The organism is Acinetobacter sp. YH12233 (assembly GCF_013417725.1).
In the GTDB taxonomy this organism is placed as follows: Bacteria; Pseudomonadota; Gammaproteobacteria; order Pseudomonadales; family Moraxellaceae; genus Acinetobacter.
Genome location: NZ_VPDK01000013.1, coordinates 1 through 16,997 on the forward strand (window position 1 = coordinate 1; position 16,997 = coordinate 16,997).

The 16,997-nt window shown below is 41.4% G+C and carries 18 protein-coding genes and 2 rRNA genes; 9 read left to right on the top strand and 11 right to left on the bottom strand.

All coding sequences use genetic code 11. The annotated features are described in order from the left end of the window. Positions 1 to 179 (top strand): 23S ribosomal RNA (locus tag FTV12_RS07570); the annotation flags it as partial. A 202-nt stretch (positions 180 to 381) separates the two neighbouring features. Beyond that, a 5S ribosomal RNA gene (gene rrf / locus FTV12_RS07575) occupies positions 382 to 496 on the top strand. Between the two features lie 201 nt (positions 497 to 697). Here the strand turns inward: rrf and FTV12_RS07580 are convergent. Then, positions 698 to 2,095 (bottom strand): dihydrolipoyl dehydrogenase, encoded by a 1,398-nt coding sequence (locus FTV12_RS07580; protein ID WP_180011703.1) that lies wholly within the window; start codon positions 2,093 to 2,095, stop codon positions 698 to 700. A gap of 156 nt (positions 2,096 to 2,251) precedes the next feature. Between FTV12_RS07580 and FTV12_RS07585 the strand changes: the two genes are divergently transcribed. Beyond that, a complete protein-coding gene (locus FTV12_RS07585) occupies positions 2,252 to 4,249 on the top strand; it encodes a hypothetical protein (protein WP_179993330.1) in 1,998 nt (665 codons plus the stop codon). A 215-nt stretch (positions 4,250 to 4,464) separates the two neighbouring features. On the opposite strand, the gene FTV12_RS07590 is transcribed toward FTV12_RS07585, so the two are convergent. Next, on the bottom strand, positions 4,465 to 4,800 hold the full coding sequence (locus FTV12_RS07590) for a TIGR01244 family sulfur transferase (RefSeq protein WP_004783676.1): 336 nt from the start codon (positions 4,798 to 4,800) through the stop codon (positions 4,465 to 4,467). A 125-nt stretch (positions 4,801 to 4,925) separates the two neighbouring features. On the opposite strand from FTV12_RS07590, the gene FTV12_RS07595 reads away from it, so the two are divergent. The 3 genes from FTV12_RS07595 to FTV12_RS07605 all read left to right on the top strand — a co-directional run bounded on the left by FTV12_RS07595 (position 4,926) and on the right by FTV12_RS07605 (position 6,704). After that, the gene (locus FTV12_RS07595) at positions 4,926 to 5,822 is read left to right on the top strand and encodes an alpha/beta hydrolase (RefSeq protein ID WP_179993328.1); all 897 of its coding nucleotides are present in this window, start codon (positions 4,926 to 4,928) and stop codon (positions 5,820 to 5,822) included. Then, complete coding sequence (trxC, locus tag FTV12_RS07600) at positions 5,823 to 6,257, top strand: thioredoxin TrxC (protein WP_004783672.1); 435 nt, start codon at positions 5,823 to 5,825, stop codon at positions 6,255 to 6,257. Positions 6,258 to 6,332: 75 nt separating this feature from the next. After that, positions 6,333 to 6,704 carry an acyl-CoA thioesterase gene (locus FTV12_RS07605; protein WP_171523022.1) on the top strand — a complete coding sequence of 124 codons (372 nt, stop codon included), beginning with the start codon at positions 6,333 to 6,335 and terminating at the stop codon, positions 6,702 to 6,704. 57 nt (positions 6,705 to 6,761) lie between these two features. On the opposite strand, the gene FTV12_RS07610 is transcribed toward FTV12_RS07605, so the two are convergent. Together FTV12_RS07610 and FTV12_RS07615 are read right to left on the bottom strand one after the other, a co-directional pair. Continuing rightward, complete coding sequence (locus FTV12_RS07610; protein WP_180033827.1) at positions 6,762 to 7,265, bottom strand: DUF4442 domain-containing protein; 504 nt, start codon at positions 7,263 to 7,265, stop codon at positions 6,762 to 6,764. 27 nt (positions 7,266 to 7,292) lie between these two features. Continuing rightward, positions 7,293 to 7,781: a YajQ family cyclic di-GMP-binding protein gene (locus FTV12_RS07615; RefSeq protein WP_004783667.1), complete on the bottom strand. Its 489-nt coding sequence runs from the start codon at positions 7,779 to 7,781 to the stop codon at positions 7,293 to 7,295. Between the two features lie 91 nt (positions 7,782 to 7,872). Between FTV12_RS07615 and FTV12_RS07620 the strand changes: the two genes are divergently transcribed. Beyond that, positions 7,873 to 8,187: a rhodanese-like domain-containing protein gene (locus FTV12_RS07620; protein WP_179993326.1), complete on the top strand. Its 315-nt coding sequence runs from the start codon at positions 7,873 to 7,875 to the stop codon at positions 8,185 to 8,187. A 151-nt stretch (positions 8,188 to 8,338) separates the two neighbouring features. Here FTV12_RS07620 and mnmC read toward each other — a convergent pair whose 3' ends face one another. From mnmC to FTV12_RS07640, 4 genes are read right to left on the bottom strand one after another with little or no spacing between them, the layout of a single operon-like run. Further along, the gene (gene mnmC / locus FTV12_RS07625; protein WP_180011706.1) at positions 8,339 to 10,246 is read right to left on the bottom strand and encodes an FAD-dependent 5-carboxymethylaminomethyl-2-thiouridine(34) oxidoreductase MnmC; all 1,908 of its coding nucleotides are present in this window, start codon (positions 10,244 to 10,246) and stop codon (positions 8,339 to 8,341) included. 39 nt (positions 10,247 to 10,285) lie between these two features. Then, positions 10,286 to 10,804: a hypothetical protein gene (locus FTV12_RS07630; RefSeq protein WP_159123094.1), complete on the bottom strand. Its 519-nt coding sequence runs from the start codon at positions 10,802 to 10,804 to the stop codon at positions 10,286 to 10,288. Between the two features lie 5 nt (positions 10,805 to 10,809). Further along, positions 10,810 to 11,112 (bottom strand): YciI family protein, encoded by a 303-nt coding sequence (locus FTV12_RS07635; RefSeq protein WP_004783657.1) that lies wholly within the window; start codon positions 11,110 to 11,112, stop codon positions 10,810 to 10,812. Between the two features lie 28 nt (positions 11,113 to 11,140). Then, positions 11,141 to 11,752 (bottom strand): septation protein IspZ, encoded by a 612-nt coding sequence (locus tag FTV12_RS07640; protein ID WP_005233839.1) that lies wholly within the window; start codon positions 11,750 to 11,752, stop codon positions 11,141 to 11,143. 44 nt (positions 11,753 to 11,796) lie between these two features. On the opposite strand from FTV12_RS07640, the gene FTV12_RS07645 reads away from it, so the two are divergent. After that, positions 11,797 to 12,648, top strand: coding sequence for a PHP domain-containing protein (locus FTV12_RS07645; protein ID WP_159123093.1), 852 nt, complete (start codon positions 11,797 to 11,799; stop codon positions 12,646 to 12,648). A 2-nt stretch (positions 12,649 to 12,650) separates the two neighbouring features. Here the strand turns inward: FTV12_RS07645 and FTV12_RS07650 are convergent, their stop codons facing one another. The 3 genes from FTV12_RS07650 to radC all read right to left on the bottom strand — a co-directional run bounded on the left by FTV12_RS07650 (position 12,651) and on the right by radC (position 15,420). Continuing rightward, positions 12,651 to 13,673: a hypothetical protein gene (locus tag FTV12_RS07650; RefSeq protein WP_180011708.1), complete on the bottom strand. Its 1,023-nt coding sequence runs from the start codon at positions 13,671 to 13,673 to the stop codon at positions 12,651 to 12,653. Between the two features lie 67 nt (positions 13,674 to 13,740). Then, the gene (locus tag FTV12_RS07655; RefSeq protein ID WP_159123091.1) at positions 13,741 to 14,652 is read right to left on the bottom strand and encodes a bestrophin family protein; all 912 of its coding nucleotides are present in this window, start codon (positions 14,650 to 14,652) and stop codon (positions 13,741 to 13,743) included. Positions 14,653 to 14,724: 72 nt separating this feature from the next. Next, positions 14,725 to 15,420, bottom strand: a complete 696-nt coding sequence (radC, locus tag FTV12_RS07660) for a DNA repair protein RadC (RefSeq protein ID WP_179993323.1) — start codon at positions 15,418 to 15,420, stop codon at positions 14,725 to 14,727. Between the two features lie 113 nt (positions 15,421 to 15,533). Between radC and coaBC the strand changes: the two genes are divergently transcribed. Beyond that, a complete protein-coding gene (gene coaBC / locus FTV12_RS07665) occupies positions 15,534 to 16,808 on the top strand; it encodes a bifunctional phosphopantothenoylcysteine decarboxylase/phosphopantothenate--cysteine ligase CoaBC (RefSeq protein WP_159123089.1) in 1,275 nt (424 codons plus the stop codon). Positions 16,809 to 16,997 lie beyond the last annotated feature (189 nt).

A 16,997-nucleotide genomic window follows, 5' to 3' on the forward strand; every position in this document is an offset into this window, starting at 1 on the left:
TGTTCGGAAGGGATAACCGCTGAAAGCATCTAAGCGGGAAGCCTACCTCAAGATAAGATTTCCCTAGGACTTTATGTCCTCTAAAGAGCCGTTGAAGACTACGACGTTGATAGGTTGGATGTGGAAGTGCAGTGATGCATGAAGCTGACCAATACTAATTGCTCGTGAGGCTTGACTATACAACACCCAAGCAGTTGTATATAAAGCATCAATTGATTTCATATTGATCTAACGATCAGACGAAAACTTGATTTAGTTAAGCTAATCGGACAAACTACTGCGACTCAGATACATCTGTTAATGCATTCTATTTGAAGAAAGCTAGGCAAACGAAGCGCAAGCAACGTAGATAAGACCATAGCGAGTAAGCATACCAGTTGTGCTGGCGACCATAGCAAGAGTGAACCACCTGATCCCTTCCCGAACTCAGAAGTGAAACCTCTTAGCGCTGATGGTAGTGTGGGGTCTCCCATGTGAGAGTAAGTCATCGCCAGCTCATTATTCCTAAAGCCCTCTGCTCACGCAGGGGGCTTTTTTTATGCGTGGGGTTTCATGCTTACAACTTTTTCTATTGATATTTTCTGATCTAAAAAATGAGTTAAAGAGTAACAAGGTGCAGCCAAAACTTCAGAGCTATTAGCTGCACCATATTGTTTGAAGTAATTAAATTTTATCTATCAATACTTCTTTAATATATTTAAGAATTGTCAATTACTTCCTGTTGATCAAGCTGACGACGAGCATGTTTAAATGCTGTTCTCAGCCCTTCTTCTAAAGTCGGATGATAGTAAGGCTTTGCCAAAATCTGATGAATATCTTGTTCTGCATCAATCATCCAGGCTAGTATGTGTGCTAGATGTTCGGCTTGAGGGCAGAATAATTCAGCACCTAATAATTTTCCTGACATTTTATTTATATATACTTCAGCCCCACCTTTATTTTCTGAAAGAATTAACGCGCGTCCCTGTCTTTCATAAGATACAAAGCCTCTAATATATTCCGTATTTTTCTCTTCTAGCTGTTTGAAACTTTGTCCAATAATCGCCATTTCTGGTTGGCTAAATACGATTGCCAAAGGAGTTAGGGCAGAAATAGGCTGAACATCTGGAAAATTTAAGCAGTTCTGGACCACTTCTTTACCATTATGGGCAGCTTCATGTTGAATTGGGACATCAGGGGCTGCATCGCCAACAATAAAAATAGGCAAGTTTTCTAATTGCTTGGTTTTTTTATTAATAGGTAGCTTTTTAACATCTTGGAATTCAGGATTAATTTTTTCCAAACCTAATCGATCTAAATTAGAACTACGTCCAGTAGCTGAGAGTACATAATCTACTTCAAGACTTTGTTTTTGATCATTCTCTATATAGTCAATTTTTACCTGATCAGTAAGGAGTTTGACTTGATTAGGTAAAGTTTTAAATTTGATATCCAGCTCGTTATTTAATTGCTCTCTAACCAAAGCTTGTAGAGTTGGACTGGTGAGTGCACCTATTTTCTGACTACGAGCAAACATAGTAGTACGTACCCCTAAACGTTGCATGGCTTGAGCCAATTCAATTGCAATAACGCCACTACCAATCACTGCTAAGGATTTAGGTAGCTGTGTAAGTTCAAAGATTTCATCAGATGTCAGGAGTTTATCGCCTAGTTCATCTTTTAAGGTAGCATCAAAATTTGGTCGAGAGCCTACTGCAATAATAAAACTTTTAGCTTGATAAGATTTTCCTTCTACTTGGACTGTTTGAGCATTGGTAAATTTTGCGTGCCCTGATACCTTATGAGTTGAATCCCATTGTTCTACTTCTTTTAAAGTGGCCCGAATATAATGATCACGAAGCTTATGCAGGCGATCCATAACGGTGGAGGTATTTATTACGGCATCATGCTGTAATCCGAGATTTTCTGCAGTTTTTATCTCATGCATACGGTTAGCAGAAGAAATCAGAAGCTTGCTCGGCATACAGCCTACACGAGCACATGTTGTATCCCATGAACCGGCATTAATAATTAAAATATTTTGGGTATATTTAATAGCTTCTTTATAAGCACTGATTCCTGCTGTGCCTGCGCCGATAATGATTAAGTCGTACATTTATTGCTCTTATCAAATTTATTTGATTGTTATAAGCTAGCATACAAAACATTTGGCTTACCTTTATTTACATAAAAGCTCAACTGTGGTTACATAACGCATAATTAAATAAAGATTGATAACAAACTCTGAAGATAGAGGGACTTGGGGATTTAAATGATTAGTAAACAATTAAGTATGAAGTTATCTGCTCTTACTTTTGCACTAATGTTGGCCGGCTGCGGCGGTGGTGGTAGTGACGGATATTATAATAGTGGATCAAATTCCGGTAATACTGGGGGAGGTTCAGATAATGGTATTGAAAATCCTGAAGTTTCTAAACTTAATATTAGTAATGTAGAAATCATTGATGAGAATGGCAAAATAACTACAGTAATTACAAGTGCTGGTGCTATTGCGCAAGTTAAAGTGACAGATGAAAATAAATCACCTTTAAGTGGTGTATTAGTTACTTTTTCAGGTGAAGGAATTGCATTTAGTACTAGCAATGCTTCTGTATTGACAGATATGAATGGTGTCGCTGTCATTGCAATTAAACCAGTTGATGATCAAATAACAGGTGCGTATAAAATTTCAGCTGCAGCTGAGATGAATGAAAATACTGCTCAATCCGCGGCAACAAACTTCACTATTGGTCAATTACAAACTAAGTTTGATAACGTTAAATTAGAAAGTACATCAATTGAAGCGGGTGGCTCAGTTAGATTAACTGCAAATACTGTTGATAAAAATACTGGTGTACTTTTAAACAATATTAAGGTTAACTTTGAAGCTGAATGTGGAACATTTAGCACGAATGAAATTTTTTCTAATCAAGGGATTGTTGAAACTATCTATACTGCTATTTCAAGCGGTGGTCAATTATGTACTGGTACTCAAAAATTAACACTTTTAGCAAACAATGGGGCTGTCACTACAACTCAAAATGTGAATATTAATGCGATTAAGGCAAACTCCATAGTTTATACTTCTGGAGAGTTAAAATTAGGCATTCTAAGTAGTGGATCAAGTTCATCTGGAAAAGTTGAATTTACAGTATATTCAAACAACATTCCTGCACGTAATCAGGATGTGAACGTTGAGCTAGTTTACGCACCAAATGATTTTTCATTTGTTTCTTTAAATAATAAAACAAGTAAAATAATTAAGTCTGATGATCAAGGGCGAGTTATTGTTGATGTATTCCCAGGAAGTATTCCTGGCCCTGTAGAAATTAAGGCGACTTTAGTAAGTGACTCACAGGTTACTGCATTATCTAAAGATGTTTCAGTAGCAACAGGCCGTGTAACACAAAATGGTTTTAGTCTTTCTGTAAGTAAAAATGCTTTACAGTGGAATGTAGATGGGGATAAAGCTACTATCACAGCTCGACTACGTGATCGTGTAGGAAATAAAGTACCAGATGGTACAGTCGTAAGTTTTAATACAGAGGGTGGTAGTATTACACCTAACTGTTCAACTGTAAATGGCGAATGTAGTGTGGAATTACAAACACAAGATCCACGTCCTGCTGACAATCGTGTAACAGTATTAGCGTATGTTGAAGGGGATAAATCTTATATCGATAAGAACTCAGATAATTTATATACAGCGGGTATTGATGAATTAACTAGTAATATTGGTGATTTTTTCCGTGATGATAATGAAAATAATATCTTTGAAAATGCGCTTGGTGAGTTTTTATATAAGAGAGGTGCCATCGGTAATACTTGTACACCAAGTAGTATCACACAGCCTAATATACAAGGTACTTGTAATCAGAATTTGCAAGCAGTAATACGTCAACAGTTGATATTTGCTTTCAGCTACGACACCCCTACTGTAGTAGATGAGAAAATTACAGATAGAGCTAAATTCAGTTTTAATGTTTTTGGTAATAATGCTCAATCAGTACCAATGCCAACAGGAACAGTAGTATCAGTGACTGCTGAAGATAATACTAAAGACAATGAAAAATCATGTACTGCAGAGTTATGGAGCGGAAATGCTACAGTGCCAAATGTATTTAATCTTTTAACTCCTAATAGCTTTAAAACAAGTTCTCAAGTTTATTATGAATATAAGCTTAAAGACTGTGATGAACGTGATAGTCTGATTTTAAGTATTACTGCACCAAATGGAAAAGTACGTAAAAAAGAATATATTCTTAATTAATAAAAAAACAGCGCTTCGGCGCTGTTTTTTTTGAGAACTTCTTTTTAAAAGTTAAACAGAAGTTCCCATACTGACACCCACAGTAGGCTTAAAATGCATTGAACTACAACCCATCAATGCAAGACTGCAACATATAACCAGTAAGAATTTATTCATAGGTCGAGCTCTGAAACTAAAAGGAGATGTTGACTAAAAGTACATTTCCCCCAAATACCTTAGTCATCCAGCAGGTCCATCTGTTTCGCCAGCTGATATAAATTATTAGAGCGATTTCCTGTACGGCAGAACATCAAGATCGGCTTTGGTAATTCGTTATAATGGTTAGCAAAGGTGCGCACATCAAGCTCGGTAATCTGGCCAGCAACTACTGGCTGGAAGACATAATCTAGACCTGCACTACGAGCAGCCTCCTCAATTTGTACGCTGGTTGGCTGTTCAGGGCCACCTTCCATATCCGGACGATTATTGATAATTGATTTAAAACCTTTTTCAACTACTTGAGAGATATGTTCAGGACCAATTTGGCCAGCAAAGCCTACATTTTCGCTCATGGTGTCACTCCATTATGTCATTTATCTTGATATGCTTTATGATAGCATTAAGCTGAAAACATGATGGCCTAGTTCTGAAAAATTTATAAACGATTACAACTATAAAATAACGCAATGGAGCGCGTATGTACGCCTATACAGTCGAACCACTGTATGTCAAAAACAGTCAGGAAGTGATTGCTGCGGATTTCTATCGTCCTCAACAGATTGACAAACCAGCTGTGATCCTGATGGCTCATGGCCTGGCTGCTTTACGTCATTTTAAACTGGTGCAATATGCCCAACGTTTTGCCAGTGCAGGTTATGCGGTGGTTCTGTTTGATTATCGCTATTGGGGAGGCAGTACCGGGCGTCCGCGTGAATTGGTGTCGATCGGTGCTCAGCTTGAAGACTGGCGTACCATGATCCAGCATTTGCAGGCACGTAAATCGATTGATGCCAAACGGATTGTGTTATGGGGAACGGCATTAAGTGGAGGGCATGTACTGACATTGGCCGCAGAACTAAAAAATATTCAGGCGGTAATGGTACAGGTACCCTTTGTTGATGGTGCAGAAAGTGCCAAACTTTATCCTTTGCAGCAATTGCCTAAAGCCCTGAAGATTTCTAGTCAGGATTATATGGGGGCAAAGGTAGGAATGGCGCCCAAGACCTTGCCGGTGGTTGATCGTCATGAACTCTGTTTTATGCCGACACAAGACAGTTATGAAGGATATCTATCCATTGTGAATCCAGATTATTACTGGAGTGGTCATATCCCAGCCCGGGTATTCTTTAAATTGATGCGATATCGTCCTATTCAGGAAGTCCGCAAAATCACTATTCCTGTCCTGTTTATCGCAGCACAACAAGACAGCCTGATTCCCATTGAAGCCAGTCGGGAAACCGCAACCAATATTGCACCATTTGTACAATATCATGAGTGGAATATGCGGCATTTTGATATTTATCATGGTGAATGGTTTGAAAAAGCAGTCTCGACCCAATTAGAATTCTTACATCAACATATTGGAGTGCGCTAGATGATCATTGTATGCCCGAATTGCCAGGCTAAAAATCGTGTGCCTGAAGAAAAATTAACGGCCGATCCAGCATGTGGTCAGTGTCATCAAGCTTTAGTTCCATTAGCGCCGATTGAGCTAAATGAACAGAACTTTAGTCAGTTTGTCACCCATAGTGATCTTCCCATCCTGATTGATCTATGGGCAGACTGGTGTGGTCCATGTAAAATGATGGCACCGCATTTTGCTGCTGTAGCAAAAGAAAATCCACAAGTGGTATTTGCTAAAATTGATACTGAAGCGAATCCGCGATTAAGTTCAGCATTTAATGTACGTAGTATTCCGACGCTGGTTTTGATGAATAAAACCAATGAAATTGCTAGAATAAGCGGTGCATTACGTTCAAGCGAACTACAAAAGTGGCTTGATCAGCAGTTAAATAATGCTCAATCCTAATTTAAAAAGCCTGGAGTTCAAGTGACAGATTCTCATATTAAACCAGAGGGAGTACTTTCCCTGCAGACGATTGCAATGCCTGCGGATACCAACTGGAGTGGAGATGTATTTGGTGGCTGGATTGTTTCACAAATGGACTTGGCGGGAGCAATTCATGCAGAGCGCTTTAGTAAAGGACGCTGTGCAACGATTTCGATTAACCAGATGACCTTCCTGGTTCCTGTGAAAGTCGGCGATGTCATTAGCTGCTATACCAAAATTCTAAAAGTCGGTAATACTTCAATCCAGATGCAAATCGAAGTATGGGACAGTCATGATAACTCACGTGCACCTGTACGCGTGACTGAAGGGGTATTTACCTTTGTCGCAGTGGATGTCAAAGGCAATAAACGTCCAATTCCGGATGAAGCAAAACAGAAATTTGCAGAATCTCAGCAGAACTCATAATTCATTAAATAAAAAATCCCAGATCAATAATCTGGGATTTTTTTGTCTGTATTGAAATTAGCCTGGCTTCAACTGGTTCTTGGCAATCCAAGCCCAGAGCATTTCACATTGAATCGGTGCTTCACCAGATTCATCGCTTACGATTACTTGTACCAGTGTTTCACCTTTTTCTGAACTTTGCATCAATTGCTGCTGTTCAGGAGTCAACGTAGCCACCGCAGTCATGGCACCTTTGGTTGGACGCTTAAAGTCCACTTTTAGGCTTTTAATCAGAACCACTGCGCTGTCAGGTACATTCATCGCAGTCACAAAACCGGTCGCTGTTTCTGCCAGCAGTGCCATGGCACAGGCATGAATCTGACCGATATGGTTCTGCATGACCTTATGATTGGCCATACTTACCACGACTTTGGAAGCACTGATTTCCTGATAGCGAATCTTGGCAGAGCCAACCATCGGAACTACTCGGCCAAAAGTCTTACTCAATAAAGCAGTACGCATACCTTGCGGTAATCTTGATGTCGCTTCGACCAGTTTGGTCAGTCGGTTGCTCTTTGCCATAATTCCATCTACAGACGTTGAAATATCTTAGTCTTTAAAGTTGTTAAACTGTAAAGGCAGACCGAATTGTTGTTCTTTCAGGAATGCCATCACTTGTTGCAAGGTATCGCGTTTTTTATCAGTCACACGAATCTTGTCACCCTGAATTGAAGATTGCACTTTAATACCACTTTCTTTAATGGCCTTATTAATTTTTTTCGCAGTATCAGAGTCAAGGCCATCTTTAAGCTTGATCACTTGAACTACATTTTTGCCTGAAGCGGTCATTTTTTGTGGATCTAGCGCCTGAATATCCACTTTACGCTTGAAGAAATGGTTTTCCAGCATGGTATACACTTGCTCACATTGGAAATCACTTTCTGTGCTAATTTTGATTTCCTTGTTTTTTTCATTTAGTTCAATAGAAACATCCTGTCCACGGAAATCGAAGCGGGTTGCAATCTCTTTTTGGGTATTTTGAACTGCATGATTTACTTCAAAAATTTCTAATTCAGAAACAATATCGAAAGAAGGCATAGTTTAGACCTTTACAAAGGGAAAGAATATCTGAGATGCTAGGGATGTTTTCTTCATTTGCCAAGTGTTGTTTACATCAAAGGAGTGCGCAATGATCCGTAAACAAGAAATTACAACATTTGAGTTCCCAGAAAATGCTGTAATCTGGGATGTACGAGATGCAAGTGCTTATGCTGAAGCACACGTGAAAGGGGCGGTCAATCAGCCCATTAACGATCTTTCAGCAGATAGCCTGACTCAGGTGTCAGCGGATCAACCGATTTACATTTTATGTGGTGGTGGGAGTAAAGCTCCACGTGCAGCTGAAAAGTTAGAGGGTTTTGACAGCACACGTGAATATGTCATTCTGATGGGTGGTACTCGTGCTGCTCGTGATGCAGGTATGCCACTGGAACAAGGTGCATAATTGACCTTGTGAAAAAAAGCGCCGTCAGGCGCTTTTTTGTTGTCTAGATTTCTTCAAAATCGTCCTTCTTTAAAGGAGGATTAACATTCTTTCTAAAAATCCCTCCCTTGCGGAACAGTATTCCTCACCCTTTATTAAAGGGAGGAGTTCTTTAATCTTGAGGCTTAAAATAAGGCTTCTTGGCTTTTACCTTCTTTTGAAAACGTGTCACGTCGAGTTTCTTTACCAAGTTCGAAGGTACTGGGCAAGCTTCTCCCAAAATTTGGGCAGCCAGAATTTCACTACACAATGGCGCAAACAGAAAGCCTTTAGAGCCGAGACCAGCAAAACTGTAAATCTCTTCATCTGCCTTCATTTTTCCGAGTAAAGGAAAATAATCTTGACTCTGTGCGCGTACTGCCGCTCGACCTTGCCAGGTTTCGGTAGATGGGAATAACTGTGCATATTCAGGAAAGACACTGTGGATAAGTTCATAATTATGCACATGATCTTCTATTAAGACTTCTGCATCATCCCGGCCTGGATAGAATGAAGCACCCAAAATCAGTTGTTCGGGATTGAGCTGCATACAGTAACCGCCGTAACTATAGGCTGTATCCTGATTCAATGGCTGATCTTGATTATTGACCCAGCTGACCTGTCCACGAATCGGTTTCAGGACTGGATAATGTTCAAAGAATTGCTGGGTATCACGTGCGGTACATACAACGATGTGATCAAACTTGCCTAAGGATTGCTGCTCTGCAAATAACTCAGGTTGTTCAGCAGCCTCAATATGACTAATTTTGGCTTGTTTATACTGAATAAGAGGATGCTGCAAAATTTCATCACGCAGTTGATGGGGTGAAACTGCGCCCGCTGCTAATAGTTTTAAAGCTGGAAATTCAGTTTGAATCTCTTGGTCTGCTGCACTTTGAGCAGCAAGAGTTTCTGCGGGATATTCATCTGCCAATCCTAAAAGCTGTTCAGGATTTTTTAAGGCAAGCTGGTTGACCTGAATTGAGCGAAAAGCTTTAAATTTCTGATAATGATTTAAGGCATGCTGCCAGGCCACCGTCATCAGATGTTCGGCACTTTGCTCAACTGGACACAGTTTAGGGTTAAGCAGGGCAAGGGGATTGCCGGAACCGCCTGAAAGAGGCGCTGACTGGTCGTAAATCGTGACTTGATGACCGCGTTGAGTGAATGCCCATGCCGTACTTAAACCTGCGATTCCAGCGCCAATCACAGCGATTTGACGAGGTCTGGTAAGACTCTCTAGATCTGGTTCAGTTTTTTTTTGAGTAATTTCCTGCTCTAAAGCCGTTTCACTGTCTTTATTTTCTTCAACAGGATTCCAGATCGCTTTCAGCATTTCACGTTTATGGCCAAATCCACGTGGACGGGAAATAGAGATGCCGTGCTGTTTTAAACCACGTTTTAAGACACCTGCAACGCTAAAAGAAGCAAAAGTCGTCCCAATCTCGGATAAACGCACGATATTATTTAAAACATTTTCTTCCCACATATCCGGATTACATGAAGGTGCGAAGCCATCCAGAAACCAGGCATTAACGGGTGCAGTTTTTTCAATGACAGGAAAGACATCATGTGCATCTCCCAGCCACAGGTCCAGACTGAAACGCTCTTCAGGAAAGCTGAGACGATGACAACCGGCAATCGGAATTGGATATTGGGAGATGAGTTGATCTGCTAGTGGTTTCAATTCTGGCCAGGCATTTAAGGCACGGACTAAATCTGCTCTAGAAAGCGGAAATTTTTCTACTGAAATGGCATGCAAATGACTCGGATTGTCCGGACGCACCTGTTGCCAGAGCTGCCATAACGCCAGAATATTTAAACCTGTACCAAAACCCGTTTCACCGACACAGAAATATGCAAAAGGTTTTAAATCGGCCAGGCGGGTACTAAGGTCATTACCATTTAAAAAGACATGCCGGGTTTCCAGCAATCCATTGTCTTTGGAAAAATACACATCACCAAATTGCTTGGACACAGGCACATCAATGCCATCCACCAATTGCCAATCCAGATCGGCAGTTTGAATTGCATGCGACAAAACGGGTACAACCTTAAAGATATTTGGACGGCTTATAGATTACCACTGACGGCGACGTTTGGTATAAACATAGCTCGCTATCAGAAAGCCAAGTAATACACCGACTGCCAAAGTTGCAGCGCCGTAGAGAAACATCTGGGCACTACGTTCACTTTGCAGGACCTGTACCTGAACCCCGAGATTGTCGTTCTTGAGCTGCAATTCCTGATTTTGTGACAGGGCTTCCAGATTGGCTTTTTCCAGTTGCTGTAGACGCGTTGCCTGATCTTTGACTAAAGCTTTGACTTTGGCATCTTGCTGGGCTTTCTGCTTGGCAATTTCTTCTGCGGTGAGCGGCTTTTTCTCAGTCGGCTGAACAGTCTGAGCAGTTGTTGCAACTGCTGGAATAATTCCAGCCTGCTGTGCAGAAGCGCCCTGAGCAGGTGCTTGTGTGGTAACAGCTTGGACAGGAGTAGCTGCTGGCTGTGTAGCCGGGGCAACTGGAGCAGAAACTTCAACAGCCCAGGCAGAAGGAATCATGAAACAAAAGCCAATGAAACTGGCGGTAACAGCGCGCATGAACCTTATCCTTTAGGAAATGCTTTATTAAATGGTTTCACATCAATATGCGCGTATACGCCTTCTTTCAGGAATGGCTCATCCTGTAACCATGCATCCAGTGCTTCACGACTGTCAAAATCAACGATGATGGTGCTGCCATAGAAACCGGCTTGAGGATTGGCTGGATCTTTAGGCATGGCACCTGCAACAATCAGACGGCCTTCAGCATCTAACTGTTCTAGACGTGCAAGATGTTGTGGACGAATCGCAAGGCGTTTTTCAACTGTACCTTCCCGGTCGGTACAGCTAACGACGAATAATGGCATGATGACTCTCTATCGTTTGTAGTTGGACTTATTCAGCTGTTCTAAAGTATTTGCGCAATACAATAAACTGAATAATGATAAAGGAAAACATCACGATCATGTCACCGAATGCAGTAAATTCGCCCCAATATTTTCCATCCATCCATAAATAGGCAAAGAATGTATGCAGAAATGACATGAGGGTAAACATACCCACCCAGGCATAGTTCAATTTAAGCCAGCCTTTGGCGCTCAAATTAAATACTGGGCCAAACAGACGCTGGATGAGTGGCTTCTTATCTTTGCTAAACCATGGCGATAACAGGAAGACACCTGCAAAGACCAGATTCAGTAATACAGCTTTAAGACGAATATAGAAATCGTCGCTGAGCATCAGGGTGATCCCACCGAAGATCACCGTCATAAACAGAACAATCCATTGCTGTTTGTCCAGGCGAAATTTCTGCATGACAAATAACGCACCATAGACCACCAGCATGGAAATGATCAGACCCGTAGTTGCAACGAGAATATTGTTATTGTCGACACCCCCCGCAGAACCGATCAATTGTAGAAGTTGATGGTCAGTGTCTTTTGGATCTACAGTTTTATATAAATAAAAGAAAATAATGAGTGGCACAAAGTCTAAAAGTGCTTTCATGTTAGAGTATCTAAATCTGATCAAATAAATGTCATAGTATAGAGATGCACGGCGTAGATTTACATACACATAGTAATATTTCTGATGGAACTTTGAGTCCTCAGCAATTGGTCGAAGCGGCTGCGGACAAACTTATCCATACTTTGGCCCTGACTGATCATGACACTATGGACGGTTTAGTGTTGGCTGAAGAAGCTGCCAAAAATCATGAGATTAAGATAATTTCTGGAGTCGAGATTTCTAGCCAGTGGTCACGTCCTGCGACCAAGAAAAATTATGGCGTACATATTGTGGCACTCAATGTTCAGAATCCTGAGCCGTTACAAAAAGCCCTCAATCAGCAGAAGATCATTCGTGCCGAACGCTCTAAACAGATCTGTGACCTTCTGGTTCCTTTAATTGGTCAGGATATTTATGCTGACGTGATTGCCAAAGTTGATAATATTCCTGATCGGGTTACCCGAACCCATATTGCCAAAACGCTGGTAGAAAAAGGCATTGTGACCCGCCCCCAACAGGCCTTTGATAAGTACATCAAGGAAGGTAAAAAGGCCTATGTCAAATTTGATGGTCTGGGTCTGGAAGAAACCATTCAGGTCATACATGACAGCGGTGGCTTTGCCGTGTTGGCGCATCCAACCCGTTATGATTTATCCGCGACTAATATTCGTTATCTGATCGAGATCTTCGCCAAGTTTGGTGGAGATGCGGTGGAGTTGCCGCCCGCTATTGATCCAAGTTCAACCCGTCAGATGGTTGACCGGATGATTGCAGAGCAAGGACTTAAAGTTTCAATTGGCAGTGATTTTCATGGTGACCATATGCCCTGGATTAAACTGGGGAATGTGCCGAGCTTAAAACCAGGGCAGGTCGGGATTTGGGAGAGTTTTTGTTAATTCTAAATCTTGATGAATGGATCAGTTTTAAGATCTTGGGCGAATTTATACATCAAATGCAGAATGAGGACATTAACAAGTAATAAGGCCCATTCAGAAGTGATTAAAGTCATGATGACGATATACAGCATGATGGAAGTCAGGACTAAATTTCGATAAAAGTTTGGATGTTTTTTTGAAATGAACAGATGATCAATCTTGAGATCAAGTTTGAACTTACGATAGGCAATCACATCAATGCGTGAGGATAAGGCGAGTTCCAATTGTTTAAAGTATTTTGCATGAGAATGAATGAGATAAGTTTTACCATAACCTGTGGTTAACTGTAAGTCATGACTTTCTGGACAGGTTCTCAAGGCTTCTATGTGTGTAATTCGGGATAAGTCGAGCATAAGCGCCGATGGGATTTTTTCTAATCTCCCTAGTCCTCTTTGTGCTCCAACTTCTGTGCCAATGAATATTGAAAAATCATTATTTTGGGAAATTTCAAATAACTGGATGATTACATGAGAGCGTGTCAAAAAATGTATATCGATCAGTTGCCCAATCATCGCATCACTTAATTTGACTTGAAGTGTAAAAAAAGGCGAAAGATTAAAAACCTGTTTTAAATCTATATTAAACCAGATGCCTTGATCATGATTGGGCAGTTGTAATAATAACTGTGGCTGTTTCACCTGCCACCATTTTGCACGAATAGTACGTTGAGCCAGAATAATTGCTTGTGAATGTTGGACTGCTTGCTCAGTCATATCTTTTTTGAGTTGAGGATCGATCAAATATTTTTGTATAAAAAAAGGAAACTTTAAATTTATTCCTCGATCCTGAAACAGAAAGAGGGGAACACATAGACTAAATAAAATATGGAAAACAGGCCTACGTTGAAGATCGAGAAAAAGTTCTGATTGGACTAATGAACTCACTATAAAAGCCAAGATGGCACAAAGTAAAAATAGTGCTAAAGCCAACCATGGTCGAACAATGGGTTGAGGCACCGCTTGTTGAATTTTTTGTTTTAATTTCATATTTTTTTGAATTTTTAGATAAAAATTAGAACCTCAAAATGCTAATTCTGAGGCATTTATTTATAAATTATAGCAAATTATTATCTTGTGCCTGAATCGGTGGCGGTGTCGGTTTGCCCAGAGTGCCTAACAGTTCGATTTCAATGGTACGAACCATGGAGTCCAGTGGCAAGTCATTGCTTTGAGTTCCGAAAGGTTCTTCAATCTCTGAGCTTAGTGCATCCAGTCCCAAAAAAGTATAGGCCAAAATACCGACCAGCAAAGGCGTAAACAGACCAAGCGTTGAGCCCAGACTAAAAGGTAAAATAAAACAGAAAAAATATACGGTACGGTTCAAGAGTACCGAATAGGCAAAAGGCAAAGGCGTCGTCGCAATCCGGTCACAACCTGTCTGCACAATACTGAGTTCCGCGACATGATTATTCATCTGCATATAAATGATGTCAGAGATTTCACCTTCTTTGAGAGCTTGCATTAGCTCCCACTGAATCAGACTCAAGGTATATTGCGGTGCATTGGCCTGTTGATAGAGCTGAGTAATCGCCTGCTGGCTCATCCCACTTGTTTCCACCAGTTCAGTCGGATTGGCTGTCTGATGGCGCAGACGGTCACGCAGTACGTTCGCGAAAACGATGACGTGCTGAATCACACGTTCACGACGGCCTTGAGACAACATCCGGCAGTCACGGTCAAAATGACGTGCATTGGCAATCAGAATACCCCAGAGTTTACGTGCTTCCCACCAGCGGTCATAACAAGCAGTATTTTTAAATCCGAGAAAGATAGACAGTACTACGCCGATGAGGGTAAAGCCGACGAGAGGGAGTTCTGGAAAATGAAAATAACCTACACGTGAAAAACCACCAATAATGGCTGAAATCAGCATGACCACGCCTAAAGGAGGTAAAACCTTAGGTAAAATCGTTCCTCGCCAGGAAAATAATAATTTAAAAACGTTCTGCTGGTCACGTACGATCATTTATTGGAATCATCACAATTTTTTTTCATGATCTTCTTGAGTTGTAGCTGCTTTGTCAAGTGCTATTCCCCCTTAGGCTTCAGGTTTGATGAGTTGCTGCTCAGCAAAGGAAAAACTGCCCTCCAGCGCGATGATGCAATGGTCAATTAAACGGATATCGACCAGTCGACATGCCTGTTGAATCTGGCGGGTCAGATACAGGTCAGCCTTAGAAGGAGTGGCTTGGCCCAAGGGATGATTATGCGCAATCACAATTGAAGTTGCCTGTTGGGTAATGGCATATCTGAGCAACTGATTAATCGAAATATCACATGCATTCACAGAGCCATAAAACAGCTTTTTAAATGCAATTTTCCTTAAACTGGCGTCCAGACACAGGACCGCGAATACTTCCTGATTTTCACTCAATAATTCGAAACGTAAATAATCCCGTAGTCTTTTTGAATTACTTAATTCTAAAGAATCCTGTTTAAGATGCTCGGCAATATAACGCCGTCCTAATTCTTTAACCGCCATCAGTTGGGTATATTTGCTAATGCCCATGCCATGAAACTGGCTAACTTCTTTTAAAGGTGCATCAAGTAAAGCAGTTAAATGGCCAAAATGTTGAATCAGTAGCCGGGCTAATTCTACGGCTGAATGCTGTTGTGAACCTGATCGGAGAAAAATGGCCAGCAGTTCTGCATCAGATAAACTTTCTGCCCCATATTGAATTAAACGTTCCCGCGGCCGTTCTAGTTCAGGCCAGTTTTTGATTGAAAATTGCATAGTTATTAGACTTATTTATTATGAATTATGAGTTTTCCCTGAAGCTGATCTCTTGGGAATGCAATTATTTAATGCTATTGTGAGCCCCACTGCAACAGAAAGGTAAGCTGTTCGTGAGCTTTGATCTAAGTGTAATTCCTCATAAAAATATCATTTTAGCAGTCACTGGCGGTATTGCTGCCTATAAAAGTGCCATTCTGGTTCGCCGTCTGAAAGATGCCGGGTTTAATGTGCGGGTTGTCATGACTCAAGGCGCACAGGCTTTCATTACCCCTTTGACCTTTCAAGCCTTGTCAGGCAATCCGGTACATACCGAGTTGCTGGATCCTGAAGCTGAAGCGGGCATGGGGCATATTGAGCTGGCACGTTGGGCTGATCTGTTATTGGTTGCGCCAGCCAGCTGCGACACGCTGGCAAAATTTGCAGCAGGCCTTGCAGATGATTTGCTGAGCACTTTGTATCTGGCAACCAATGCACCGGTCTGGGTCGCACCAGCCATGAACCAGCAGATGTGGGCTGCCAAAGCAACCCAGCGTAATCTTGCGACTTTGATTGAAGATGGCGTACATGTGATTATGCCGGATGCCGGTTCACAAGCTTGTGGTGATGTAGGCTTGGGCCGTATGCCGGAGCCGGAAGAGCTGGCACGTCAGGTCACAGAATATTTCCATAAAGCTCAGCGCGCGATTGCAGAAAAATTTGGCATGCTGGCGGGCAAGCAAGTCACGATTACAGCTGGTCCGACCCGTGAAGCGATTGACCCGGTACGTTATATTTCCAACCACAGTACCGGGAAAATGGGTTTTGCATTGGCAGCAGCCTGTTATGCAGCTGGAGCGAATGTCACCCTGATTGCTGGTCCGGTGAGCCTAGATACCCCAAATGGCGTCAAACGTAAAAATGTTTCTTCGGCAGTGCAAATGCTGAATGAAAGCATGCAAATGCTGGAGCAGGGTTGTGACATCTTCATTGCGACCGCTGCAGTAGCTGATTATCGTGTCGCACAGGTAGCCGAGCATAAAATCAAGAAAGCAGGCGATGAGCTGAATGTCGCTTTAATAAAGAATCCGGATATTGTGGCGACCATCGCACAGCAGGAAAAACGTCCATTTATGGTCGGCTTTGCTGCAGAAACCCGTAATATTGAAGAATATGCAGCGGGCAAACTGGTGGCGAAAAAACTGGATATGATTGCCTGTAATGATGTTTCGCGTGCGGATATCGGCTTTGCTTCTGATGAAAATGCCATGACGGTATTCTTTGCCGAACACTATCATCTGGATAAGCGTGATCTGGACAAAGCCTCTAAACAGGAAATTGCTCAGCAACTGGTTGAAGCGATCCATGATGCCTTGCACCATGATCCTGCTGCAGAAGATGATTTTTAAGTTTTAAATGACGATTAAAGCCCTGACTGGTTCAGGGCTTTTTTATAGGTTTTTTTACCATGAAGTTAAAAAGCCAGTACAACATAAAAATAAAAACGACTTTATAGACTAAGGATTTATTTATTCATTTATTTAAAAAAAAGTATAAAATGGATCACAGAATAATCCAAAGATGAAAAGTTTTACACA